Origin of the sequence: Solwaraspora sp. WMMA2056 (genome assembly GCF_030345095.1) — a bacterium.
Lineage (GTDB): Bacteria > Actinomycetota > Actinomycetes > Mycobacteriales > Micromonosporaceae > Micromonospora_E.
On sequence record NZ_CP128360.1, the window covers coordinates 5,243,534 to 5,268,250 of the forward strand.

The 24,717-nt window shown below is 72.2% G+C and carries 23 protein-coding genes and 1 pseudogene; 14 read left to right on the top strand and 10 right to left on the bottom strand.

Annotated features, from left to right (window positions below; genetic code table 11):
- The first annotated feature begins 57 nt into the window (after window positions 1–57).
- Together O7608_RS23670 and O7608_RS23675 are read left to right on the top strand one after the other, a co-directional pair.
- Window positions 58–2,001 (top strand): B12-binding domain-containing radical SAM protein, encoded by a 1,944-nt coding sequence (locus O7608_RS23670; protein ID WP_289206679.1) that lies wholly within the window; start codon window positions 58–60, stop codon window positions 1,999–2,001.
- A gap of 44 nt (window positions 2,002–2,045) precedes the next feature.
- Window positions 2,046–2,864, top strand: a complete 819-nt coding sequence (locus O7608_RS23675) for a Rossmann-like domain-containing protein (protein ID WP_289206680.1) — start codon at window positions 2,046–2,048, stop codon at window positions 2,862–2,864.
- A 276-nt stretch (window positions 2,865–3,140) separates the two neighbouring features.
- Here O7608_RS23675 and O7608_RS23680 read toward each other — a convergent pair.
- The 5 genes and pseudogenes from O7608_RS23680 to O7608_RS23700 all read right to left on the bottom strand — a co-directional run.
- A pseudogene (locus O7608_RS23680) lies at window positions 3,141–3,339 on the bottom strand (helix-turn-helix domain-containing protein); the annotation flags it as partial.
- A 234-nt stretch (window positions 3,340–3,573) separates the two neighbouring features.
- Window positions 3,574–4,188: an ATP-dependent Clp protease proteolytic subunit gene (locus tag O7608_RS23685; RefSeq protein WP_282227873.1), complete on the bottom strand. Its 615-nt coding sequence runs from the start codon at window positions 4,186–4,188 to the stop codon at window positions 3,574–3,576.
- Window positions 4,189–4,322: 134 nt separating this feature from the next.
- Window positions 4,323–5,510 (bottom strand): elongation factor Tu, encoded by a 1,188-nt coding sequence (tuf, locus tag O7608_RS23690; protein ID WP_289211010.1) that lies wholly within the window; start codon window positions 5,508–5,510, stop codon window positions 4,323–4,325.
- Between the two features lie 362 nt (window positions 5,511–5,872).
- Window positions 5,873–6,835, bottom strand: a complete 963-nt coding sequence (locus tag O7608_RS23695; protein WP_289206681.1) for a TIGR03885 family FMN-dependent LLM class oxidoreductase — start codon at window positions 6,833–6,835, stop codon at window positions 5,873–5,875.
- 60 nt (window positions 6,836–6,895) lie between these two features.
- On the bottom strand, window positions 6,896–7,162 hold the full coding sequence (locus O7608_RS23700) for a DUF6343 family protein (protein ID WP_289206682.1): 267 nt from the start codon (window positions 7,160–7,162) through the stop codon (window positions 6,896–6,898).
- 143 nt (window positions 7,163–7,305) lie between these two features.
- Here O7608_RS23700 and O7608_RS23705 point away from each other — a divergent pair, with 143 nt between their 5' ends.
- The 6 genes from O7608_RS23705 to O7608_RS23730 all read left to right on the top strand — a co-directional run bounded on the left by O7608_RS23705 (window position 7,306) and on the right by O7608_RS23730 (window position 13,728).
- Window positions 7,306–8,334 carry a 3-oxoacyl-ACP synthase III family protein gene (locus tag O7608_RS23705; RefSeq protein WP_289206683.1) on the top strand — a complete coding sequence of 343 codons (1,029 nt, stop codon included), beginning with the start codon at window positions 7,306–7,308 and terminating at the stop codon, window positions 8,332–8,334.
- Entirely contained in the window at window positions 8,331–9,119 is a 789-nt protein-coding gene (locus O7608_RS23710; protein WP_289206684.1) for a glycosyltransferase family A protein, read from the top strand. Before O7608_RS23705 ends, O7608_RS23710 begins: the two co-directional genes overlap by 4 nt.
- 40 nt (window positions 9,120–9,159) lie before the next feature.
- The gene (locus tag O7608_RS23715) at window positions 9,160–10,686 is read left to right on the top strand and encodes a class I adenylate-forming enzyme family protein (protein ID WP_289206685.1); all 1,527 of its coding nucleotides are present in this window, start codon (window positions 9,160–9,162) and stop codon (window positions 10,684–10,686) included.
- Window positions 10,683–11,831 (top strand): cytochrome P450 family protein, encoded by a 1,149-nt coding sequence (locus tag O7608_RS23720; protein WP_289206686.1) that lies wholly within the window; start codon window positions 10,683–10,685, stop codon window positions 11,829–11,831. Before O7608_RS23715 ends, O7608_RS23720 begins: the two co-directional genes overlap by 4 nt.
- Window positions 11,828–12,802, top strand: coding sequence for an NAD-dependent epimerase/dehydratase family protein (locus tag O7608_RS23725; RefSeq protein WP_289206687.1), 975 nt, complete (start codon window positions 11,828–11,830; stop codon window positions 12,800–12,802). Before O7608_RS23720 ends, O7608_RS23725 begins: the two co-directional genes overlap by 4 nt.
- A 65-nt stretch (window positions 12,803–12,867) precedes the next feature.
- Window positions 12,868–13,728: an SGNH/GDSL hydrolase family protein gene (locus O7608_RS23730; RefSeq protein ID WP_289206688.1), complete on the top strand. Its 861-nt coding sequence runs from the start codon at window positions 12,868–12,870 to the stop codon at window positions 13,726–13,728.
- A gap of 46 nt (window positions 13,729–13,774) precedes the next feature.
- Here the strand turns inward: O7608_RS23730 and O7608_RS23735 are convergent, their stop codons facing one another.
- Window positions 13,775–14,707 carry a hypothetical protein gene (locus tag O7608_RS23735; RefSeq protein WP_289206689.1) on the bottom strand — a complete coding sequence of 311 codons (933 nt, stop codon included), beginning with the start codon at window positions 14,705–14,707 and terminating at the stop codon, window positions 13,775–13,777.
- 480 nt (window positions 14,708–15,187) lie between these two features.
- Here O7608_RS23735 and O7608_RS23740 point away from each other — a divergent pair, with 480 nt between their 5' ends.
- Both O7608_RS23740 and O7608_RS23745 read left to right on the top strand, forming a co-directional pair.
- Window positions 15,188–16,111 (top strand): proteasome assembly chaperone family protein, encoded by a 924-nt coding sequence (locus O7608_RS23740; RefSeq protein WP_289206690.1) that lies wholly within the window; start codon window positions 15,188–15,190, stop codon window positions 16,109–16,111.
- Window positions 16,112–16,118: 7 nt separating this feature from the next.
- Window positions 16,119–16,886, top strand: coding sequence for an exodeoxyribonuclease III (locus O7608_RS23745; RefSeq protein ID WP_289206691.1), 768 nt, complete (start codon window positions 16,119–16,121; stop codon window positions 16,884–16,886).
- A gap of 70 nt (window positions 16,887–16,956) precedes the next feature.
- On the opposite strand, the gene gnd is transcribed toward O7608_RS23745, so the two are convergent.
- From gnd to O7608_RS23760, 3 genes are all read right to left on the bottom strand, one after another.
- Complete coding sequence (gnd, locus tag O7608_RS23750; protein ID WP_289206692.1) at window positions 16,957–18,390, bottom strand: NADP-dependent phosphogluconate dehydrogenase; 1,434 nt, start codon at window positions 18,388–18,390, stop codon at window positions 16,957–16,959.
- 287 nt (window positions 18,391–18,677) lie between these two features.
- On the bottom strand, window positions 18,678–19,292 hold the full coding sequence (locus O7608_RS23755; protein ID WP_289206693.1) for a class F sortase: 615 nt from the start codon (window positions 19,290–19,292) through the stop codon (window positions 18,678–18,680).
- 30 nt (window positions 19,293–19,322) lie between these two features.
- The gene (locus tag O7608_RS23760) at window positions 19,323–19,844 is read right to left on the bottom strand and encodes a hypothetical protein (RefSeq protein WP_289206694.1); all 522 of its coding nucleotides are present in this window, start codon (window positions 19,842–19,844) and stop codon (window positions 19,323–19,325) included.
- 101 nt (window positions 19,845–19,945) lie between these two features.
- Here O7608_RS23760 and trmB point away from each other — a divergent pair, with 101 nt between their 5' ends.
- Window positions 19,946–20,629, top strand: coding sequence for a tRNA (guanosine(46)-N7)-methyltransferase TrmB (trmB, locus tag O7608_RS23765; RefSeq protein ID WP_421356992.1), 684 nt, complete (start codon window positions 19,946–19,948; stop codon window positions 20,627–20,629).
- A 53-nt stretch (window positions 20,630–20,682) separates the two neighbouring features.
- A complete protein-coding gene (locus O7608_RS23770) occupies window positions 20,683–23,199 on the top strand; it encodes a DEAD/DEAH box helicase (protein WP_289206696.1) in 2,517 nt (838 codons plus the stop codon).
- A gap of 7 nt (window positions 23,200–23,206) precedes the next feature.
- Here O7608_RS23770 and O7608_RS23775 read toward each other — a convergent pair whose 3' ends face one another.
- Window positions 23,207–23,569 carry a hypothetical protein gene (locus O7608_RS23775; protein ID WP_289206697.1) on the bottom strand — a complete coding sequence of 121 codons (363 nt, stop codon included), beginning with the start codon at window positions 23,567–23,569 and terminating at the stop codon, window positions 23,207–23,209.
- A 165-nt stretch (window positions 23,570–23,734) separates the two neighbouring features.
- Between O7608_RS23775 and O7608_RS23780 the strand changes: the two genes are divergently transcribed.
- Window positions 23,735–24,520 (top strand): helix-turn-helix domain-containing protein, encoded by a 786-nt coding sequence (locus tag O7608_RS23780; protein WP_289206698.1) that lies wholly within the window; start codon window positions 23,735–23,737, stop codon window positions 24,518–24,520.
- Window positions 24,511–24,717, top strand: coding sequence for a DUF397 domain-containing protein (locus O7608_RS23785; RefSeq protein WP_289206699.1), 207 nt, complete (start codon window positions 24,511–24,513; stop codon window positions 24,715–24,717). Before O7608_RS23780 ends, O7608_RS23785 begins: the two co-directional genes overlap by 10 nt.

The following is a 24,717-nucleotide window of genomic DNA, read 5'->3' on the forward strand; positions in this document are numbered from 1 at the left end:
CCTCGTCGTGAGACCGGCCGGTCCCAGCGCCGACCCGACCCGACGGGGTCGAGCCCGATGACCGCAGGAGTACGTGCCGTCGTCGCCCACCCCGGGTTCGCCGGGCCGCCGCCGGTCGACCGCGACGCGGCGACCCGGCGGTTGGCGCAGCTGCACCGGCAGCGGGCCGCCGCGCTGGCCGCCGACTGCCCCGGTGACGACATCCGCTCCCAGTGGCGGACCCGCGCCTTCCCCGTGCTCGCCGCCCTGGCACCGGTGATGACCTCGACCGAAGGGGAGATCACCTACCCGGGCGACCCGATGTGCCTGTACGCGGCGTTGAGCGTCACCGTCGACGCGGCTCTGCAGTCGGCGGCCGCCGCCCCCGAGCACCGCGCCGCCTTCCCCGGACTCTGCCCCGACTGGGGCGCGGCCCCGTCGAAGGCCTACCGGCTCGCCGCGCAGCACGGACCACGGGGCTGGCACGCCGCAGACAGCAACTCCGACCGCAGCGTCTTCGACCCCCGTGTCTGGGACGCGCCCGCGCGTGCGCAGTTGCGCGACGACGTCCGCCGTCGTCGGCCCCGGGTCTTCCTGGTCAGCACCGTCTCCCCCGGCCACCGGTACGCGCTGCAGATGGCCGAGCTGGTGAAACAGGAGGTCCCCGACTGTCTGGTGGTGTTCGGCGGACGGCACATCGACGAGACGATGCGCTACCGCCCGGACGGCACCCTCGCGCTGGAGTACAGCGCCACCCTGCGGGCCATCGACGAGGGCCGGGCCCGGCCGGTGGTCGACTTCCTCATCTCCGGTGACGGCTACTTCAGCCTGCACCTGCTGATGCAGGCCATCGCCCTGTCGATGGACGTGCGCACCCGCGCCACCGACGTCGACGAGGTGGTGGCGACGCTGGACCTGCTCGCCGCCGCCGGCGAACAGATCCCCGGCACGTCCCTGCTGTGCGCGCGTACCGCCGACGCGGTGCACGCCTTCCCGGTCAAGGGTGCCGCCTACGACCTGGCCGACCTGCCGATGCCGTACCAGGGTTTCGCGATCCGCGCCCGGTTCCCGGTCTTCCCCCGCCCCGACGGCACACCGGCACGCACCGCCCACATGACCGTCTCCAACGCCTGCCCGTACCACTGTGACTTCTGCTCGGAGGCGGCGCCGCTCGCCGGCGGGCTGCGACGGTTCCGGACCGAACCGGTGGCCGCCGCCCTGGAACGGATCTGCGCGTGCGCGAGCTACGGAGCCGAGGCGGTCTTCTTCGACGACTCGATCTTCTGGAGTGGCAATTTTCCGCTCATCCGGGCCTTCTGCACGGAGTTGGCCGCGCTGCGGGCGGCCAGTACCCCGGCGGAACTGCCGCCCCGGTACCGCAAATGGATCGAGGACGAGGGCGACTGGCAGCGGCTGCGGCAGTTGCGTTTCGGTGGGCAGGTCACCGTCGACCTGTTGACCACCCTGCACAAGGAAGCCGACGTGGTCGACACACTGCGGCTGCTCAAGCAGGCCGGCTGCGGCTACCTCTATCTCGGCATCGAGAGCATGTCCGAGCAGGTGATGGTCAACATTCACAAGAATCTGCGCCGATCGGCGGAGTTCCCCTGGCCGCAGAAGGTACGGACCGCGTTGGAACGGATCCGCGACGCGGGTATCCCGGTCGGATCGTCGGTGCTGTTCGGTCTGGAAGGAGAGGACCGCACATCGATCGAGGAAACGATCGACGGAGTCGGTGAGCTGATCGACGCCGGCCTGTTGATGCTGGCCAGCCCGAACATCCTCACCTACCATCCGGCGACCCCGATCACCCGGCAGCATCAGATGACCGAGTCGCTCGACTACCACTCGCCCACCGTGGACAATCGGCCACCGTACATCTATTTCGAGGAGGCCTTTCCCGGGGTCGTCTCACGGCGGTTGACCGAGGACGACATCTGGTACATCCACGAGGCGACCCAGCGGCGTTGGGGCACCCGGCGCAACTCGGCGCCGGCGGAGCCGGCCGCCGATCCCCACTGAGCGACACCGGTTCCCCACCAGCGGCAACGGCAGGAGCAGCATCGATGGACACCATGTTGGACACGTTGCGCACGATCGTGCGGGAACGCAGTCGAGGGATTCCCGACGAGGATTTCACCCTGCGTGGCCTGTGGAGTGTCGATTACCGGGCCTACCCCACCCCGTACGAGCGGTTCATGACGTACAGCTTCGTCATGGCCCAGGCGAAGCGGCAGGGTTGCTGCTATGCCGACTTCGGCTCGGTCCGGCTCAGCGGCGAGGTCGACGCCCTGCTCGGCCAGGACAGCCGCGAGGTACGGGGCCTGTCGGTGGAGGAGGACATCGCGATCCTGGATGCCGCGTTCGGCTCGCTGCCGGCCCGGCCCACCCGCCGGCACCTCATCGACGGTCTGCCGCAGGACAAGGCGCTGGCCCGGGCGAGGATCGTCGTCGACGAGGCGATGGCGCTGCTGGACGCGACCGGCGGGCGGCGGGTCGCGAACGTAGGGGTGATGGGCAACCTGATCCACCACCTGCTCGCCGAGGACGTCGAGATCACCGCCAGCGACTTCGATCCGGACCTGATCGCCAACGGCATTCTCGGCGTACCGGTGGTGTCGGGGCAGGAGAGCGCCCGGCTGATCGCCGAGAGCGACGTCGCGCTCGTCTGCGGGGAGACCCTTCCGAGTCACACGCTGTCGGCGCTGCTGGGCACCGCCGCCGAGCACGGCACCCGTCTGGTGGTGTTCGCTGTCACCGGCTGCCATTTCGCGCAGGCGTACTGCGCGGACTTCGGCATCGACGTGGTGGTCAGCGAGCCGCAGCCGCAGTACCTCTTCCAGGGGCAGTCGACGATCGACGTCTACCGTCGCCGGTCGGGCTAATCCGGCTGATCACGACCGGCCAGGTCGGCCAGTTCGGCCGCGCCGGTCAGGCGAGACGCCCCGGCCAGCCCGTCGGACGCACCAACCGGGCCCGCACGGCACGCCGGGCCCCGGGCACATCGGTTCTGCCGGCCGGGCGGCGGGACATCGCACGGTGGGGTCGGCCAGCGGCATCGGCCCCGCCGCGCAGGACCGGAAGGCGACCCCGGGCGAGGCCACGCAGCGGAGCCGGGACCACCGTGGGCTGGATCTTGGACAGCTCCTCCAGCACCTGCTGCAGCAGTTCCTCCAGGGGTACGCCGAGCGCACGGCAGATCGACGCGAGGATCTCCGACGACGGCTCCTTACGGCCGCGTTCCAGCTCCGACAGGTACGGGGTGGACACGCCAGCGGCCCGTGCCACGTCCTGCAGGGTCCGCCCCTGCCGCAGCCGGATCCTGCGCAACACCGAGCCGATAACCTGTCGCAACAGCATCTCGCTCCGCCCGCAGTCGTGATCACCTCTGGTGGCGGAACACGCACGGCCGCCAGTAGTCCAATCTAGCTGACCGCAATGCACTTGTGGAGCGCGACGGGACGGGCAGGGTCCGGCGACGGGACCGGTCGACTCCTCGGTCGACCGGGTGACGAACGCACCGGCGGCGCGGTTCGACCGCGCCGCCGGTGTGCCGACGAATCGGATGTCGCCAGCGTCAGGCGACGCCCCGGTTCAGGAGATCGACCCTTCCAACGACATCTGGGTGGTCGTGGTGATGACGTGGTCGATCATTCCGTACTCGCGGGCCTCCTCGGCGGTGAACCACCGGTCGCGGTCCGAATCCGCCTCGATCTCCTCGTAGGTGCGACCGGTGTGGAAGGCGATCCGCTCGATCGTGGTCCGCTTGACGTAGAGCATGTTCTCCGCCTGGATCGCGATGTCCGCGGCGGTGCCGCCGATGCCGCCGGAGAGCTGGTGCATCATGATCCGGGTGTGCGGAAGCGAATAGCGCTTGCCGGGCGCACCGGAGCAGAGCAGGAACTGCCCCATCGACCCGGCGAAGCCGAGCGCGAGCGTGGCCACGTCGTTCTTGACGTAGTGCATCGTGTCGTAGATCGCCATCCCGGCGCTGATGGAGCCACCCGGGGAGTTGATGTAGAGAAAGATGTCCCGCTTGCTGTCCTCGGCGGCGAGCAGCAACATCTGAGCGCAGATCGCGTTCGCCGAAGCGTCGTCGACCTGGGTCCCGAGAAAGATCACCCGCTCCTGGAGCAACCGGTGGTAGACCTGGTCGCCGAAGCTGGCCGCCGCCCCGTCACCGCGCATGGCAGGTGTCTTGAAGTCCATCCGTAAATCTCCTCGGTCGAGCGGATCGTCATCGGGTGTCCGTTCCAGCATCGCGCACGCCGAGGGAGTCCGCCCGTGGTTCTGCTGTCAGGAGATTAGCTGAGAGCAGAACCACGGGCGGACGACAGCCGTGATCAGTCGAGCAGCGCGGTCACCGTACCGGCGGCCACCGTACGGCCGCCCTCCCGGACCGCGAAGCCCAGCCCGACGTCCATCGCGATCGGCTTGCCGAGCTCCACCGTCACCTCGACGGTGTCACCCGGCATCGCCATCGTCCGGTCGCCCAGGTCCACCGACCCGACCACGTCCGTGGTACGGAAGTAGAACTGCGGCCGGTAGTTGGCGAAGAACGGCGTGTGCCGCCCACCCTCGGCGGTGGTCAGCACGTAGAGCCGCGCCGTGAAGCGCTGGTGCGGCGTGACGCTGCCCGGCAACGCCACCACCTGGCCCCGCTGCACCTGGTCCCGCTTGACCCCGCGCAGCAGCACGGCGGCGTTGTCGCCGGCCTCGGCGGTGTCCAGCGACTTGCCGAACGTCTCCAGCCCGGTCGCGACCGTGGACACCGTCGGACCGAGGCCGACCACCTCCACCTGGTCGCCGAGGCGCAACGTGCCGCGCTCGACCGCACCGGTCACCACGGTCCCCCGACCGGAGATCGTCAGCACGTTCTCGATCGGCATCAGGAACGGCTCGCCAAGCTCGCGTGGCGGCACCGGAACGTACCGGTCGACGGCGTCGAGCAGCTCCACGATGGAGGCCACCCAGCGCGGGTCACCTTCGAGCGCCCGCAGCGCCGACACCCGGACCACCGGAAGCTCGTCGCCGGGGAACCCGTACTCGGAAACCAGCTCCCGGACCTCGAGCTCGACCAGGTCGAGCAACTCCGGGTCGTCGACCGCGTCGGCCTTGTTCATCGCCACCACCAGGTACGGCACCCCGACCCGCCGGGCGAGCAGCACGTGCTCACGGGTCTGCGGCATCGCCCCGTCGAGTGCCGAGACGACCAGGATCGCCCCGTCGACCTGCGCCGCCCCCGTGATCATGTTCTTGACGAAGTCGGCGTGGCCCGGCATGTCCACGTGGGCGTAGTGCCGGGTGGCCGTCTCGTACTCGACGTGGGAGATGTTGATGGTGATGCCCCGCGCCACCTCCTCCGGTGCCCGGTCGATGCCGTCGAAGGAGACGAACCGGTTGACGGCCGGGTCCCGGACGGCGAGGACCTTGGTGATCGCGGCGGTCAGGGTCGTCTTGCCGTGGTCGACGTGACCCATCGTGCCGATGTTGAGGTGCGGCTTCGCGCGCACGAACTGACTCTTGGCCATGATGATGCTGCTCCAGAGTGGAGTCTGCTTGGCGGACGACGTCACGCGGGCGGGATGCCAAGCCCCGCGAACCGCGCCAGAACCGCGCTCCACGACGTACGCCGGGAAAGGGGCGACGCCGGGAGGTCCGGGCCACCCTCCTCCGTGGTTCTGCCGCAGCGGGAGGAGGGTCAGCCTCGGGTATCAGCCAGCCACGCGCACCCGACGGCGGCACCCGGCAGGTGGAGACCTGCGGGCCGCACAACGCCGACGGTGCCGAACATGGTGGTCACGCTAGCCGTCAACGCCTGGACGGTCGACCGAATTCCGGCCGGTACGGGGCACCGTACGAACGCCACCCGGTGGATCAGCGGGTCGGGTGGTCAGGCGGTCCGCAGTTTCGGCAGCACCTCGGCGCCGAACGCGTCGATGAACGCGGCCTGCTCCTGGCCGACGTGGTGCAGGAAGATCTCGTCGAAGCCCAGCGCGACATAGGAGGCCAGCTGGTCGACGTGGCGGGACAGGTCCGCCGACACGTTGACGGTACGCCGTACCTGCTCGACGGTGACCTGGTCCGCGACGATGTCGAAGTGCTCGGGCGTGGCCAGGTCCCAGGCCACCGGCGGGGCGAAGATGTTGGTCCGCCACTGGTCGTGGGCGATCGCCTCGGCCTGCGCCTCGTCCGGCGCCCAGCTCAGGTGGACCTGCAGCACCAGCCGGCCACGACCGCCGGCGTCCCGGTACGCGGCGACCATCCGCCGCAGGTGCTCGACCGGGGCGTTGACGGTGATCAACCCATCGGCCCAGTCGGCGCACCACGCGGCGGTCGCCTCGGTCACCGCCGCACCGAACAGGTCGACCGGGGTGTCCGGCCGGGTCCACACCCGGGCCCGGTCCACGGTGACCAGACCGTCGTGGCTGACCTCCTCGCCGGCCAGCAGGGCCCGGATCACGTCGACGCACTCGCGCAGCCGGGCCGACCGCACCGCCTTGCGCGGCCAGGCATCGCCGGTGATGTGTTCGTTGGCGTTCTCCCCGGTGCCCAGCGCCGCCCAGAACCGTCCCGGGTACATGGCCGACAGGGTGCCGATCGCCTGGGCGACTATCGCCGGGTGGTAGCGCTGGCCGGGCGCGTTGACCACCCCGTACGGCAGGTTGGTGGCCTGCATCGCGGCGCCGAGCCAGGACCAGACGTAGCCGGAGTGGCCCTGCCGCTCGCTCCACGGGGCGAAGTGGTCGGAGGCCATCGCGGCGTCGAAGCCGGCCTGCTCGGCGCGGAGCACCGCGTCCAGCAGCCGGGCCGGGTGGATCTGTTCGTGCGAGCAGTGCAGGCCGAAGCGCGTCATGGCCGGTCATCTACCCGATGACCGTTTCCGCCAATCCCATCCACCGTCGGTGCCGACGGCTCATTCGAACAGGGAGTGCCGTACGCCCGGTTCCTCCTGCCGGCGGGCCCGGCGACGGCGCTGGATGACGACCAGGTCGACCACGGCGATCGCCGCGAGGACCCACAGGATCACCGCGCCGGCGATCAGGTCGGCGCGCCAGGCGAGGGCCCCGGCCACCACGCAGAAGACCAGTCCGAAGCTGGCCATCGCCAGCCGCAGGTTGAGCGCGCTGTTGGCGTGTCCGACAGTCCCTCTGGCCCCCTTGGGCTGGGATTTCGTAGCCATCGGACCGGTGTACCCGGCAGGGACGGACCCGTAACCTCGCACCGGTACCCGGTCCGGGCCCACCGCGTTTGGGCTACGACACCGGGACGCATTGAGCACCCCTACTCATCCGGACCCACCGGGTCCGGCAGGAAGCTGAGCAGATGAACGACACGTCGCCACCGGGGTGGCACCCCGAACGGGTCGGCATCACCGGGGTCGGCGCCAGCCTGCCCGACCGGGAACTGACCACCACCGGCCTGCAGGAGCGGATCGCCGTCGCCAGCGACGTCGCGTTGCCGCCCGGATTGTTCCGGATGATGACCGGAATCGACCACCGCCGGATCGCCGCGGACGACGAGTACGCCTCGACGTTCGCTGTCCGGGCGGCCCGGCAGGCCCTCGCCGCCGCCGGGCGCGGCGTCGACGAGGTCGACCTGCTGCTGTTCGCCTCGGCCAGCCGGGACCTTGTCGAACCGGCGACCGCGCACATCGTGCAGGCCGAACTGGGCGGACACGCCCACGCCGTGGACGTCACCAACGCCTGCAACAGCTTCCTCAACGGCATCGACCTGGCCCGGTCGATGATCCTGGCCGGGCGTGCCCAACGGGCGCTGGTGGTCACCGGCGAGACCCCGACCCGGGTGATGCGGCCCCGGCTGGACAGCCTGGCGCAGGCGCGGACGGCGTTCGCCGGCTACACCTTCGGCGACGGCGGCGCGGCGGTGCTGGTCGAGCCGGTACGCCGGGGCGGGATCGTCGACGTCGACACCGAGACCCGGTCGGCGCACTGGTCGGTCGGTGGCATCTTCGGCGGCGGGTCCCGCCACCCGCGCGGCGACGAACACACCTACTTCCACGGTGACGGCCACGCCCTGCGGGGGGTCTTCGAGCAGATCGGCACCGACATCCTGGACCGGGTACGCCAGCGCACCGGCTGGGACTGGGTCGACTACGACCGGGTGCTGGTGCACCAGGTGAGCGTGCCGTACCTGGAGCGGTTCATCGAGGTCACCGGCGTACCGAAGGAGAAGCTGGTGGTCACCGTCGGCGAGCTGGGCAACCTGGCCAGCGCCACGCTCGGCGTCCAACTGGCCCGTGTCGACGCCGAACTGCGCTCCGGCGACCGGGTGTTGGCGATCGGCCTGGGCGGCGGCGTCAGCGTGATGACGATGGTCTGGGAGAAGCCGTGAGGAGGGCACCGGAAAAACGCGGCGGCGACCGCGCGACCGTCCCCACCGGGCCGCTGTGGGTGGTGGTGCCGGCGTACCAGGAGCAGGCCCGCATCGGCGACACCCTCGCCGCGCTCGCCGACCAGACCGACCGGGACTTCACGTTGGTCGTGGTCGACAACGGCTCCACCGACGGCACCGTCGAGGTGGTCGAGCGGTTCGCCGCCGACGCGCCGTTCCCGGTACGGCTGCTGCACGAGCCGTGCAAGGGCGTCGGTGCCGCCGTCGACACCGGGTTCCGGTACGCCATCGGGCACGGCGCACTGCTGCTGGCCCGCACCGACGCGGACTGTCTGCCGCACCCCGGTTGGGTGGCGGCGGCGCGGGCCGGGTTGACCGGCGGTGCCGGGTTGGTCTGCGGCGCGATCCGGGCCCGCCGCGACGAGCACGGCCCGGTGGGTCGGGCCGGGTTCCGGCTGCTGGTCTTCCTGGCCGCGTCGTTCGGCCGGCTGCGGCCGGCGCACCGGCGCGCCGACGGCTACCTGGCGCCGTACCGGATGCACGCCGGAAACAACATGGCGGTCACCGCCGAGCTGTACCAGGCCTGCGGGGGGATGCCACGCCGGCCGTCGCCGACCGACCGGACCTTCCTCAACCGGGTACGGCGGACCACGTCGGCGATCAGCCACCGGCGCGACATGGTGGTGGAGAACTCGACCCGCCGGCTGCGGGCGTACGGTGTCCGGCGCACCGCCGCGTGGTACCTGGACCGGGGTGCCGGTGAGTTGACCGAGGATCCGCGATGACCGGATCCGCGATGACCCGGCACCGGCGGGGAGGCAGCTGATGTTGGACCGACTCGCGGCCACCTTGCGGGCCGACTGGGAGCGGCCGGCGGTGCTGACCGCCGCGCCGCTGACCGGTCGACCCCGGGTGCGGGCCACCACCGGGGAGCTGGCCGACCTGACCGACCGGTACGTCGCCGCGCTGCACCGGCACGGGTTGGCCGCCGGCGACACCCTCGGTGTGGCGGTGCGGCCCGGTCCCCGGTCGTTGGCGGTGCTGCTGGCCGCGTACCACCTGGGAGTGCGGGTGGCGGTGCTGGACCCCACCGCCGGGCCGGAGGTGCTCACCGCCCGGCTGGCACTGGCCCGCCCGGCGCTGGTGCTGGCCGACGCGGCGGCCCAGGCGGTGGCCGGCTGGGCCCGGCCGCTGGCCCGGCGGGCACACCTGGCACTGCCGGAGCTGACCCGGATCGCCCCGGTGCGCACCGTCGGCCGGCGGTTGCCCGGTGGCGCACCGGTGCTGCCGCCGGGGTCCGGGCCGGTGCCGGCGGCGTACGACGGCGACGGCGACGCGGTGATCATTTTCACCTCCGGCACGACCAGCCGGCCGAGGGCGGTGGTGCACACCCGGGCCGGCCTGTCCGCCGGGATGCGCGCGGTGACCGACCTGGTCGCGCCGACGCCGCGGGTGCCGGTGCTCGGTGGGATGTTCTTCGTGCTGGTGCCGGCGCTGGCCGCCGGGGCGCCGGTGGCGTTGCCGGCGAGGTCGGCGGCGCTGCTGGCCCGGCAGGTGGGCCGGCTCCGCCCGCAGGCGACGTACCTGACGCCGCCGCAGCTACGGGCGCTGCTGGACCGCTCCCCCCGGCTGACCGGTCAGGTGTTCAGCGGTTCGGCCCCGGTCAGCGCCGCGCTGCTGGACCGGGTCCGCCGGGCCGGGGCGCACCGGGCGTACGGGGTGTACGCGCTGACCGAACTGTTCCCGGCCGCCGCCGTCGAGCAGGCGGAGAAGGCGGCGTACGAAGCCGACGGTGATCTCGTCGGTGCCCTGCTGCCGGGGGTGGCGGCCCGCGTCGACGACACCGGCCAGGTGTGGCTGACCGGGCCGGGGCAGGCGGACCGGTACCTGGGTGAGCCGCCGCTGACCGAGGTGGCCACCGGCGACGTCGGCCGACTCGAGGGGGGTCGGCTGGTGCTCGCCGGGCGGTGCAAGGACATGGTGCTGCGGGCGGCGGAGAACATCTACCCCGGGCTGTACGAGCCGGCACTGCACGTGCCGGGGGTGGCGCTGGCGGTGCTGGTCGGGGTGCCCGGGGCCGACGGCGACGAACAGCTCGTGGCGATGGTTCAGCCGGAGCCGGGGGCCGACCCGGCGCGGCTGCGCGCGGCGCTGCGCCCGGTGCTGGCCAGGATGGGGTCGGCCCGGCCGGACCGGGTGGTGTTCGCCCGGGTGCCGCTGGCCGGCCGGTCCCGCAAGCCGGACCGTGGGGCGGCAGCGCGGGTACTGGCCGGGCGGACGACCGCAGCAGGCGGCGGGCCGGGCGGCAGCGCTGCTGGTGGCCGGCCGGGCGGCGACGGCGGTGCGTGGTGAGTGAGCCACGGCCGCACCCCGGGCGGGGCCGCCGCCGGGACCGCCGGGTCTACCTGGCCAGCCACCCGGTGCTGTTCGCCCTGTTGAGCGCGGGCCGGCGGGTGCCGGTCCGGCGGATCGGCCGGACCGTGCTGGTGCACCACGCGACGCCGTTCGCCGACGCGCTGCGGCGGGTGCCGCTGGACCGGTCGGCGGAGCGGACCACCGCCGGGGCCGCCCGGCGGGCCACCGGGGGTGGTGAATTCCTGTTCGATCAGGACGGTTCCGGGCACCGGCGGACCCGCCGGGACACGGCCACGGTGTTCGGTTCCGACGGGGTCGCCCGGCTGCGGCCGGTCTGGCTCGACGTGTTGCGCCGACGGCTGGCGCCGCTGGGCGACGGGGCCGAGATCGACATCGTCGACGTGGTCGCCGAGCTGGCCGGGGCGGCCACCCTGGCGCTGCTCGACGTCGACGTCGCCGCCGGTACGGCCGCAACCCCGGGTCACGCGTTGACGGCGGCGGCCCGGGCGGCGGCGGCGACCGCCGCCCGGCACCATCTGCCGGGGCTGCGGTGGCCGGGGCGGGCGCGGCGCGACCAGCGGGCCACCGCACGGGCCGCTGCCGAACTGGCCCGGCTGCTCGGTGCGGCGCCGCAGGAGGCGGCGCGGACCAGCATGCTGGCGGTCGCCTCGATCAACACCACGATGGCGGCGATCCCCCGGGCGGTCGCGTGGTGTGCCGACGACCGGTGGTGGGCGGCGGCGACCGACGCCGGCTCCCGCGACGCGCTGGTCGCCGAACTGCTGCGGGTCACCGCAGCCAGCCCGGTGCTGCCCCGGGTGGCGGCCGGTGCCGCCGAACTGGCCGGCGTACCGGTCCGCGCCGGCGACCGGCTGCTGCTGGTGGCCCGCAACGCGGTCCGTGCCGGGCGGCCGGCACCGGATCCGGGTACGCCGGTGCCGGCGGCGGTCGGGCAGCTGGTGTTCGGCACCGGGCCGCACCGCTGTCCCGGTGCCCGGCTGGCCCATGCCCAGCTGGCCGACGTGCTCGCGGTGTTGGCGCCGTACCGGCCGGTGGTGACCGGCGCCCGGGTGGACCGCCGGTCGGCGTTGCCGGGCTGGGCCCGGTTGACGGTGCGGGCGACGACCCGGTCGCGGCGGTGAGCGCCCACCTGGCCGGGGTACGGGTCGCGGTGACCGGTGCCAGCGGGTTCTGCGGGGCGGCGGTGGCGCGGGCGGCGGCCGCCGCCGGGGCGCGGGTCGTCTCGGTGGGTCGCCGGCCCGGCCCGGTGGGGCGGCACGTGCCCTGGGACGCGGGTCGGCAGGTGCCGGATCTGCGCGGCGTCGACGTCGTGCTGCACCTGGCGGCAGCGGTCGGGGATCCGGCACCGGGGGCGCAGGCGGCGTACCACGCGGTGAACGTGGCCGGCACCGACCGGCTGCTGCGGGCAGTGGCGGGTCGACCGCTGGTCTGGGTCAGCAGCGCCAGCGTCTACCGGCCCGGTGGCGACGCGGCACCGATCCGGGAGGACCATCCGACCGACGGCCAGCGCACCGCGTACGGGCGGACGAAGGCGGCCGGTGAGCGGCTGGCGTTGGCCGCCGGCGCGGTGGTGCTGCGGCCCCGGGCGGTGTACGGGGCCGGGGATCCGCATCTGCTGCCCCGGCTGCTGGGCGCGGTCCGGGCGGGGCGGCTGCCGCTGCCGGGTCGGGACGTGCGGATGAGCATGACCGCGGTGGAGAACCTGGCCGACGCGGTGCTGGCGGCGGTGCGCTGGCCGGCCGGGGCGTACAACGTCGCGGACGCGACGCCGTACTCGCGCGACGCGGTGGTCACCGGGGTGCTGGCGGCGCTGGGTCGCCCGGCCCGGCTGGTCCGGGTACCGGTCCGGGTGGCGCTGGGCGCGGCGACGGTGGCCACCGTGGCCGGTCGGCTCGGCGTACCGGGCGCCGGCCGGGTGACCCGGTACGCCGTGGAGCAGCTCGCGTACGAGACGGTGCTGGACCTGGGGCGGGCGTACGAGCAGGGCTGGTCGCCGCGCCGGGTGTTGCCGGACTTCCTCACCGAGCTGTCCGCGAACCGGGCCGCCGGGCGGTCCACCGACCCGGCCGCCGGGCTGCCAGAGCATCCATGACAGCACATACGACAAGCGCATATAGTGACACGGTCGTCACTGCCAGCTGACGCCCAGGAGGTACCGTGCACCGACGGTGGGTGGCCGGGGCCGCCGCGATCTGCGCACTGGTCGCCCTCGCCTGCGAGGCCGGAGACGGCGACGGTACGCCGGACGACCCACCACCACCACCACCGCCCCGGGCCGACCTGCCGACGTCGATCGCGGCGCTGGGCGACTCCATCACCGCCGGGTACGGCTCCTGCATCGTGCTGACCGCCTGTCACCGCAACTCGTGGTCCACAGGGGACGGTTTCCGAGTGGAGAGCCTGTACCGGCGGGTGCTGGACGCCGACGACCGGATCCGGGGGCAGGACCACAACTTCGCGGTGCCCGGGGCACGGGCGGCGGCGCTGGCCGATCAGGCGGCGTCGGCGGTGGAGGTGTCGGCGGCGTACGTGACGGTGCTCATCGGCGCGAACGACGCCTGCCGGTCGTCGGTGACCGACATGACGCCGGTCGACGCGTTCCGGGCCGACGTCGACCGGGGGTTGCGGGTGCTGCGCGACGGGCTGCCCGAGGCGGAGGTCCTGGTGCTGAGCATCCCGGACCTGCACCGGCTGTGGGAGCTCGGGCACGACCAGGAGCGGGCGGTCCGGGCCTGGAACCGGGGGGTGTGCCCGTCGATGCTGGCCGACCCGACCGCCACCGACGGGGCGGCGACGCAGCGGCGGGCCGCCGTCCGCGAGCGGGTGGCGGCGTACAACGCCGAGCTGGCCCGGGCCTGTCAGGCGTACGGCGACCGCTGCCGGTTCGACGGCGGCGCCGCGTACGAGGCGCAGTTCCGGCTCGGCGATCTGAACCAGCTCGACTACTTCCACCCGGACACGGACGGCCAGAATCTGCTGGCCGAGGTGGCGTATGCGGCGAGCGGCCTGGCCGAATGACCAGGCCGCCCGCCTTGAGGGGGAGGAATCAGGATCGGGTACGCGCTCAGCGTGTCGCGAGGATGGCGGTGACCACGGCGTCGGCCGCCGTCTCGTGCTGGGCGTAGTGCTCGGGGTAGGCCGACACCTGCACGGCCTGGGCCGCCTCGGTCAGGCGCAGCTGCTCCCAGCCGGGGACCCGCTGCAGGGCCAGGTAGAACTGGGTCGCCGCGTACGTGGGGTTCATCAGGTCGGCGACCGCGCCCCAGCCGGTGCTGGTCCGCTGCTGGAACAGCCCGACCGAGTCGTGGTCCCAGCCGGTGCCCTGGTGCGGGTAGTTCTTGGACTCCGGCAGCACCTCGCTGGCCCGGTTGAGCAGGGTGGATTCCTGCATCGCGGTGGCCACCGCGATCACCATCGCCCGACGGGGCATCTGCAGGGCCAGACCGGCGTCGACGATCATGGTGGCGTTGTCCATCTGCACCTGGGAGAGGCCGGCTACCGGGGCGATGGTGGTCGGGGTGGGCTCGGCGGTCGGCGACTCGGCCGGCGCGGGGGACTCCGTGGTCAGGTCCGGGTCGGCCGCCGCCGGCTCGTCGGTGGCGTCCGTGGCCGGCGCGTCGGTGGCGTCGGCCGCCGACTGGGCGGCGGGGTCGGCCGCCGCGACGGCGGCCGCGGCGGGGTCGGTGCCCGGGTCCGGGCGCTTGGCACGGGTGGCGTCGTCGAGCGCCTCGGCCCGGCGCTGCAGGTCCGCCTCCGACACCGAAGCCGTCGACGTGGCGTCGGTCGACTCGACGGCCGCGACGACGCCGAGCGCGCAGACGACGACGGCGGCGACGACGAGCCGGCCCGACGGGCGCTGTTCGCGCAGGCGCTCCCACCCGGCGACGGCGGCGGCCCGTAGCGCGCCGGTTGGCCCGACACCTGAGGCGACATCAGCCGAACGGCTATCGCGACTCAGGGTGGCGTCCTCGTTCCTTGTGGTGTGGTCATCAGGCATTCGACGAGGCTAGGCAGGCCGCACCCCGATTACCTACAGTGATCTTGTGATCGAGGCCACAATCCTGCACTGAGTAATCGGTCAGGACCGGGGAGTCGTCGACACGACCGGTCGATGCGGATAAATCATAAATTTCGGGAATTCAGCCAGGGTGCCCACCAGAGTGGCGAAGACCTCGCAGATATCGGAACCCCGACCCCTCCCCCGCCTCCATCAACCCTTCGTAGCCGTCGACCAACCGATCCGCCGACGCCGACGTCCGCCGGCCGGCCGGCCACCATGATCCATAACCGAAAGGAGTCAAGAATTAACTCCAAGTAGCGGCATGGCTGGCGGGTCGCGACTTCCGGTACGCCACATCAGTGCCCGGGAAAGCGGAATGCGTCGGCGTAGGACTAGCGTTGCTGACTACAGGGATGTCGTCCGCACCGTACCGTTTCGACAGCCCGCCGTACCGTTTCCGACAGGAGGTTGCGCCCGGTGCTCGACCCACACGAGCTCTACAACATCGTCGACGAGTTGCCCGAGCTCGGCCAGCCGGTGCTGATCCAGGCGATGACGGGCTTCGTCGACGCCGGGAACGCGACCCGCCTCGCCCGGGAGCACCTGCTCACCAGCCTCGAGCACGAGGTCGTGGCGACGTTCGACATCGACCAGCTGCTCGACTACCGGTCGCGGCGGCCGGTGATGCTCTTCGTCGAGGACCACTGGGAGCACTACGACGAGCCCCGGCTCGAGGTGCACCTGATGCGCGACGACGCCGGCACCCCGTTCCTGCTGCTCGGCGGGCCGGAACCGGATCTGCAGTGGGAGCGGTTCACGGCGGCGGTGATCGCCGTGGCCCGACGGCTCAACGTCGGCACCACGATCGGCCTGAACGCCATCCCGATGGCCGTGCCGCACACCCGGCCCACCGGGATCACCGCGCACGCCAGCCGGCGTGAGCTGATCAGCGGCTACGAACCGTGGCTGCAGCGGGTCCAGGTCCCCGGCAGCGCCGGGCACCTGCTGGAGTACCGCCTCGGCCAGCAGGGGCACGACGCCGTCGGCTTCGCCGTGCACGTGCCGCACTACGTCGCGCAGGCCGAGTACCCGGCCGCCGCCGAGATGCTGCTCAACTCGGTGTCCCGCACCACCGGTCTGCTGCTGCCGACCGAGCAGCTGCACGAGGCGGCCGAGACGGTCCGCGAGGACATCGACCGGCAGGTCGCCCAGACCGAGGAGGCCGTCTCCCTGGTCAGCGCCCTGGAGGAGCAGTACGACACGTTCACCAGGGGACGCGGCAGCGCCAACCTGCTCGCCGAGCCGAACGGCCCGTTGCCCACCGCCGACGAGCTCGGCGCCGAGCTGGAGCGTTTCCTGGCCGAGCAGACCCGCCCCGGTGACCTGCCCGGTTCCGGCTGAGCCCCCGGTGCGCATCGCCACCTGGAACGTCAACTCGGTCAAGGCGCGGCTACCCCGGCTGCTGGGCTGGCTGGCCGACAGCGCGCCGGACGTCGTCTGCCTGCAGGAGACGAAGTGTCCGGCGGCGGCGTTCCCGACCGACGCCGTCGCGGAGCTCGGCTACGCCGTCGCCGCGCACGGCGACGGCCGGTGGAACGGGGTCGCCGTCCTGTCCCGGGTCGGCCTCGATGAGGTACGCACCGGATTCGTCGGCGAACCGGGTTTCCCGGACCCCGAGGCGAGGGCCGTCTCGGCCGACTGCGCCGGAGTCCGGGTCTGGTCGGTGTACGTCCCGAACGGGCGTACTCTCGACTCGCCGCACTACCAGTACAAACTGGCCTGGCTGGCCGGACTGCGCGACGCGCTCGCCGCCGAGGCCGGACCGCAGCTGATCGTCTGCGGCGACTTCAACGTCGCGCCGACCGACGCCGACGTGTGGGATCCGGCCGTCTTCGCCGGCTCCACCCACGTCACCCCGGCCGAGCGGGCCGCGCTGGCGGACCTGCTCGCCCTCGGGCTGGTCGACGTCGTGCCACAGCCGATGAAGGGCCCACACCCGTACACCTACTGGGACTACCGGGCCGGGATGTTCCCGAAGAACATGGGCATGCGGATCGACCTGGTCTACGCCAGCTCCGCCGTCAACCGGCGGGTCCGGTCGGCGTACGTCGACCGCGACGCCCGCAAGGGACCGGGGCCGTCCGACCACGCCCCGATCGTCGTCGACCTGGACTGAACACTGCCCCGGTCGGCGACCGTGGTGGCGCCGGCCTGCGCCGGTGCCACCACGGTCGACCGTCCGGCGGTCAGCGGGACTCGACCTCGCTGCGGTCGCCGGCCCAGAGCACGTGGAAGCTGCCCTCGGCGTCGACCCGGCGGTAGGTGTGCGCACCGAAGAAGTCCCGCTGCCCCTGGATCAGGGCAGCCGGCAGCCGGGGGGCACGCAGCCCGTCGTAGTAGGCCAGCGCGGACGCGAACCCGGGAGCCGGCACACCGATCTGCGCGGCGGTGGCGACCACCCGACGCCAGCCCTGCTGGGCGCCGGCGAGCGCCTCGGCGAAGTAGCCGTCGGTCAACAGCGTCGGCAGCTGCGGTGCCGCGTCGTACGCCGCCCGGATCCGGTCCAGGAAGGCGGCCCGGATGATGCAGCCGCCCCGCCAGATCCTGGCCACCGCACCCAGGTCGATGTTCCAGTCGTACTCGGCGCTGCCGGCCTGGATCTGGTGGAAACCCTGCGCGTACGCGACGATCTTCGACGCGTACAGCGCCTGCTCGACATCGGCGATCAGTTCGTCGGCCGAACCGGCCCAGCTCTCCACCGGGCCCGGCAGGTCGGCGGCGGCGGCGCGGATGTCGGCGTGGCCGGACAACGCCCGGGCGAACACGGCCTCCGAGATGCCGCTCACCGGCACCCCGAGGTCCAACGCGCCCTGGACGGTCCACCGCCCGGTGCCCTTCTGCCCCGCCTGGTCGAGCACGACGTCGACGAACGGCTTGCCGGTGGCCACGTCGGTGTGGCCGAGCACCTCGGCGGTGATCTCGATCAGGTACGAGGAGAGCCGACCGGCGTTCCAGCTACGGAACACGTCGGCGATCTGCGCCGGGCTGAGTCCGCCGGCGCGGCGCAGCAGGTCGTACGCCTCACCGATGAGCTGCATGTCGGCGTACTCGATGCCGTTGTGCACCATCTTGACGAAGTGGCCGGCACCGTCCGGGCCGATCCGCACGCAGCACGGCGCGCCGTCGACCTTGGCGGAGATGTCCTCCAGCAGCGGGCCGAGCGCGGCGTACGACTCCTCGGACCCGCCCGGCATGATGCTCGGCCCGTGCAGCGCGCCCTCCTCACCGCCGGAGACCCCGGTGCCGACGAAGTGCAGGCCGCGTTCGCGCAGCTCGGCCTCGCGCCGACGAGTGTCCAGGAAGTGCGCGTTGCCACCGTCGATGATCATGTCGTCCGGCTCCAGCAGGGGCGCGAACTCGTTGATCACGGCGTCGGTGGCGGCACCCGCGTTCACCATGATCACCACACGACGCGGGCGTTCCAGCGAGGCCACGAACTCCGCCGGGCTCTCCGCCGGCAGGAACGTGCCCTCGTGGCCGAACTCGGCCATCATCTCCTTGGTCCGGCCGACCGACCGGTTGTGGACCGCCACCACATGGCCGTGCCGCGCGAGGTTCCGGGCCAGGTTGCGACCCATCACCCCCAGACCGGTGACCCCGATCTGCGCCGTCTGGCTCATGACTCCTCCTCGGTGCTGCAGGTTGTGCTGGTCATCTTTCCGCCTTCCGGATGGCGGGACACCCCGGGGCGGCCGGCGGTGGTGAAGGCTCGTCCGCGCGGGCCGCCCCGGAGTGGGCCGGGGTGGGGCTACCGCCGGCCGGCACCCGCCCCGGCAGTCACCGACGCCCTCGACATCGGACGCGGAGTCGACCCCGGACACGGGCGGGTCGTCGGCGCACGACGGATCGGACGGGTCATGCCCTGGGGTACGGCGGTCGCCGCGCAACGGTTCACCCGGTCGTCGGGTCAGCTATCGCGGACGTCGACCAACGAGGCGAAGACCACGATGTTGTCGGCGTAGCCGATGCCGTCGCCGCGCCACTCGCCCCCGCAGGTGATCAGTCGCAGGCCGGGCCGGGTGTAGTCGCCGTACACCTGCTCGATCGGCAACGCGTCCTTGGCGTGGTGCGTCACCGAGTTCACCTCGAAGATGGCGACGGTGCGGTCCCGACGGGTCACCTCGACCGTCGCGCCCGGCGCGATGTCGGCCAACTCGTGGAACACCGACGGACCGTCGCGGGTGTCGGCGTGCCCGACGATGATCGCCGGACCGAACTGGCCGGGGGTCGGTCCCCGGTCGTACCAGCCGGCCTGGTTGTGCCGCCGCAGCGACGGTACGGCGATCGACCCGTCGTCGGCGACCCCGACCGCGTGCACCGGGGCCCGCACGTCGAGTGACGGGATGGCGATCCGGATCGGCCGGCTCGGCTCCAGCACCGGAAACTCCCGAGGTGGTGGATTGTTGCCACCGGCCAGCAGGTCCCGCCAGTTACCGTCGCCGAAGGCGATCATGAACACGCCGAACAGCCCGAGCAGCAGCGCTACCGGCCCGGTCCAATTGCGCCGACCACCCTTCGCCACGCCCGCTGTCCTCCCCCCTGGCCGTCGCGGTCAGGCCGCGCGGCGACGGCGCAGGGTCAGCACGCCGAGCACGCCGGCGGCGGCCAACGCGACCACCCCGACGCCGGTACGCAGTCCACCGTCGCCGCCGTCGCCGGCGGTGCCGCCGAACCCGGTCGCCGGGCCGCGGCTGGGCCGGGTCGGGTCGAGCACGTACAGCGTGGTCGCCGCCGACCGGTCGTCCGGGCAGTTCAGCCGCACCCGGTAGCTGCCGGCCTCGGTCCCTGCCGGCACCGTCACCGCCGCTGTGAGCACCTCGAACTGCGGGTGCACCTCGACCGTGCCGAACGCGTCCGACTCCACAGTGGCCGACGCGGTGTTGTCGGTGCAGCTCGCCCGGATGCCCACCAGGTAACCGGACTCGACCGTGCTCGGATTCAACTCGACGAACACGTTCGCGGCGTGGGCCGGTGCCGCACCGGCCAGCCCGCCTCCGACCACGAGGGCGACCCCGGTCGCCAGGCCCAGGGCGGCGCCGAGCACGACGGCAGCGGACGAACGACGTACGGACATCGGGTCACCATCCTCCTCGCGGCCCTGCCGCCGATCCTCCCACCCCGCTGCCCTGGATGACACCCCGGACACGCACTGTGTCGGATATAGGCTGCCGTCACGTGAGCATCCGCACGTACCATCCGCGCCGGGGCCGGCTCAGCGGCCGGCACCACGACGCCCTCGACCGGCTGTTCGCCGCGTACGCGACGACCGTGGCCGAACTGCCGGCGCCGCTGGACCTGCCGGCGGTGTTCGGCCGGACCGCGCCGGTGGTGCTGGAGATCGGCTTCGGCATGGGCGACGCCACGGCCGAGATGGCGGCCGCCGACCCCGACCGCGACTACCTCGCCGTCGAGGTGCACACCCCCGGCATCGCCCACCTGCTGGCGCTGATCGAGCAGCGGGAGCTGACCAACGTACGGGTCGCCGTCGGCGACGCCCTCGACCTGGCCCGCCGCTGTCTGCCGGAGCAGAGCCTGGACGCGGTGCACGCCTACTTCCCGGACCCCTGGCCCAAGGCACGCCACCACAAGCGCCGGCTGATCCAACCGGCCCACGTGGCGCTGCTGCGCTCCCGGCTGCGTCGGGGCGGGCGGCTGCACTGCGCCACCGACTGGGCCCCGTACGCCGAGGTGATGCTGGCGACGCTGACCGCCGACCCGGAGCTGGTCAACACGCACGACGGGTACGCGCCCCGACCGGCGTACCGGCCGCAGACGAAGTTCGAACGGCGCGGCGTGCGGGCCGGCCGGCCGGCGTACGACCTCGTCTTCGAACGATCTTTCGACACCGCTGACGGGTGAGTGTGCCCCCCGCTTTGGTCGGCGCGGGCCGCGACGGGCACGATGGAACGACTATGACGCAGACCACCCCGACCCTCACCGACCTGCTGCCGCGCGACGCCGACCCGGACGCCGTCTACGAAAGGTTCGCCGAGTGGGCCGCCGGCCGGGGCCTGGCGCTGTACCCGCACCAGGAAGAGGCGCTCATCGAGATCGTCTCCGGGGCGAACGTCATCCTGAACACCCCGACCGGGTCGGGCAAGAGCCTGGTCGCCACCGGCGCGCACTTCGCCGCCCTGGCCGACGACCGGGTCACCTTCTACACCGCGCCGATCAAGGCCCTGGTGTCGGAGAAGTTCTTCGCGCTCTGTGACGTCTTCGGCCCGGCCAACGTCGGCATGCTCACCGGTGACGCCAGCGTCAACGCCGACGCGCCGATCATCTGCTGCACCGCCGAGATCCTGGCCAACCTGGCGTTGCGCGACGGTGCCGACGCCGACGTCGGCCAGGTGGTGATGGACGAGTTCCACTTCTACGCCGAACCGGACCGGGGCTGGGCCTGGCAGGTGCCGCTGATCGAGCTGCCGCAGGCCCAGTTCGTGCTGATGTCGGCCACGTTGGGCGACGTCACCAGGTTCGTCGACGACCTGACCCGGCGTACCGGGCGGGCCACCGCCGTGGTCGCCTCCGCGCAGCGGCCGGTGCCGCTGATCTACTCGTACGCGATGACCCCGCTGCACGAGACCCTGGAGGAGCTGCTCAGCACCCACCAGGCGCCGGTGTACGTGGTCCACTTCACCCAGGCGGCGGCGCTGGAACGCGCCCAGGCGCTGATGAGCATCAACGTCTGCACCCGGGCGGAGAAGGACGCGATCGCTGCGGCGATCGGCAACTTCCGGTTCACCTCCGGGTTCGGGCGCACCCTGTCCCGGCTGGTCCGCCACGGCATCGGGGTGCACCACGCCGGCATGCTGCCCAAGTACCGGCGGCTCGTGGAGACCCTCGCCCAGGCCGGACTGCTCAAGGTCATCTGCGGTACGGACACCCTCGGCGTGGGGATCAACGTGCCGATCCGTACGGTGCTGTTCACCGGTCTGTCCAAGTACGACGGGGTACGCACCCGGCTGCTCAAGGCACGGGAGTTCCACCAGATCGCCGGGCGGGCCGGCCGGGCCGGGTTCGACACCCTGGGCACCGTCGTGGTGCAGGCCCCGGAGCACGTCATCGACAATGAGAAGGCCCTGGCCAAGGCCGGTGACGACCCGAAGAAGCGCCGCAAGGTGGTGCGCAAGAAGCCGCCGGAGGGGTCGATCGGCTGGGGTCGACCCACCTTCGACCGGCTGATCGAAGCCGAACCGGAGCCGCTGACCTCCAGCTTCCAGGTCAGCCACGCGATGCTGCTCAACGTGATCAGCCGCCCGGGTGACGCGTTCGCGGCCATGCGGCACCTGCTGACCGACAACCACGAGGACCGGGCGGCGCAGCGCCGGCACATCCGCCGGGCGATCGCGATCTACCGTGCGCTGCGTGCCGGCGGTGTGGTCGAGCAGCTGCCGGAGCCCGACGCCGAGGGCCGGCGGGTCCGGCTCACCGTGGACCTGCAGTTGGACTTCGCGCTCAACCAGCCGCTGTCGCCGTTCGCGCTCGCCTCGTTGGAACTGCTCGACGTCGAGTCCCCGACGTACGCCCTGGACGTGTTGTCGATCATCGAGGCGACCCTGGACGACCCCCGGCAGATCCTCTCCGCGCAGCAGCACAAGGCGCGCGGCGAGGCGGTGGCGCAGATGAAGGCCGACGGCATCGAGTACGAGGCCCGCCTCGAACTGCTCGACCAGGTGACCCACCCGAAGCCGCTGGCCGAGCTGTTGGAGGTGGCGTACGAGACGTACCGGCGGGGTCATCCCTGGGTGGCCGACCACGAGGTGGCACCCAAGGCCGTCGTCCGCGACATGTACGAACGCGCGATGACGTTCACCGAGTACGTCAGCTTCTACGGGTTGTCCCGCTCGGAGGGTCTGGTGCTGCGGTACCTGGCCGACGCGTACCGGGCGCTGCGTCAGACGGTGCCCGACGACGCCAAGACCGAGGAGCTGATCGACCTCATCGAGTGGCTCGGTGAGCTGGTCCGCCAGGTCGACTCCAGCCTGATCGACGAGTGGGAGCGGCTGCGCAATCCGACGGATCCGGATACGCCGGTCGTGGTCGACGACCGGCCGCCAGCGGTCACCGGCAACCTGCGGGCGTTCCGGGTGCTGGTGCGCAACGCGATGTTCCGGCGGGTGGAGCTGGCGGCTCTGCGCCGCTACGACGAGTTGGGTGAGCTGGACGCCGGGACCGGGTGGGACGCCGACGCCTGGGCCGACGCGCTGGACGGCTACTTCGCCGAGCACGACGAGATCGGCACCGGTCCGGACGCCCGTGGCCCGGCGCTGCTGATGATCACGCAGGAGCGGGAGCGCTGGCTGGTCCGGCAGATCTTCGCCGACCCGGCCGCCGACCACGACTGGGGCATCAGCGCCGAGGTCGACCTCGCCGCCTCGGACGAGGCCGGGGCGGCGGTGGTACGGATCACCGACGTCGGTCAGCTCTGACGGTCGGTCAGCTCTGACGGTCGGCCTCCGGCGGCGGGCCGGATGAGGCGTCCGGCCACAGGCCGGCGTACTCCAGGACCGACCGGACGCGGCGGGCGCGCACCGGATCCCAGCGGTCCAGCACGGCCATCGCTTTGGTGAATGGTTCGCACATGGCCGCCGCCCCGCACACCCGGCATTCGCCGAGCCGGCTGGGCAGGTGCGTGGTGACGATGTCGCGGGCCCGGTGCAGCACGGCGACCCCGGGGTTGCGTTTGAGCAACGCAGCCCGGTTCGGAGTCGGTTCGGCGTGCCGGTTGCCGCGCGGTACGCCGATCGCGGTGTAGCGGGCCAGACGTGGCGTGCCGCCGATTCCGTCGTTCCTCAGCATCTGGTCCCTCCCAGGTCGGTCGCGGACCGGACGTCCGCCGTCGTCTTCCACCCTGGACTGTGGGATGGCATCAATGGAAGATAGGCGATGACCTGGTGTAGCGAGCCGGTGACGCTCGCAAGATCACATACATAACAGCGGTAAGTTGAGGGATGTGAAGGTATTGTGAGCGGGAGTGAATATCTGGTAGGAGAACTGCGCCGCGTCCGTGAGATGCTCGGGCTCACCCAGGAAGCGTGGGGCGAGCGCATCCACTTCTCGACATCACACGTCGGCTCGATCGAACGCGGCGAACGGCCGGCGCTACCCGACTATCTGAGTGCGGTGGACCGGGCATTCGGCACCGCGTTCGTGAAATTCTATCGCGAATTCGTCGTCGGCGAACGCGCCCCGGTCTGGTACCGACCGTTCATCGAACAGGAGGGCAAGGCGACCCTCATCCGGGTCTTCCAACCGCTGGCGGTGCCCGGGCTGCTGCAGACCGAGGCGTACGCCCGCGCCGTGCTGATGGCGTACGGCGTGCGCGGCGAGGCGATGGACGTCGCGTTGGCCACCCGGCTCGACCGGCAGGAGATCCTCCACCGGCTGCCTGACTCGTGCCAACTCGTCGCCGTGATCGACGAGAGCGTCCTGCACCGCCGGGTCGGCGACCCGTGCGTGATGCACGAACAACTCACGGCGGTCGTCGCCGCCTGCGAGCAGCCCAATATCCGGGTCCAGGTGGTCCCGGCCGATGCCGGGGCGTACCCGGGGCTGGACGGGCCGTTCGTCATCGCCACCGTCGACGGCAGATCCGTCGGTTACCTGGAGGGCTACCTGCAGGGGCGAGTCGTAGAAAATCCGGACGACGCGACCAGTCTGGAACGCACCTGGGAGAGCATCCGCGACTACGCTCTATCTGGCCCGCAGAGCCTAGAACTGATCATGAGGACGGCTGAGAGATGGACATAAGCACCGCGCCCCGGTGGCACAAGAGCACGCACAGCGACAGCACAAGCTGCGTGGAGGTCGCCGAGAACCTGCCTGGGCGGGTGCTGGTCCGGGACACCAAGGACCGCGACGGCGGCACGCTGGCCTTCGCACCGACCGCCTGGTCGGCGTTCCTTTCCGCGACCAGGTCCGACCCGACCGGGCGATCCACCCGCTAG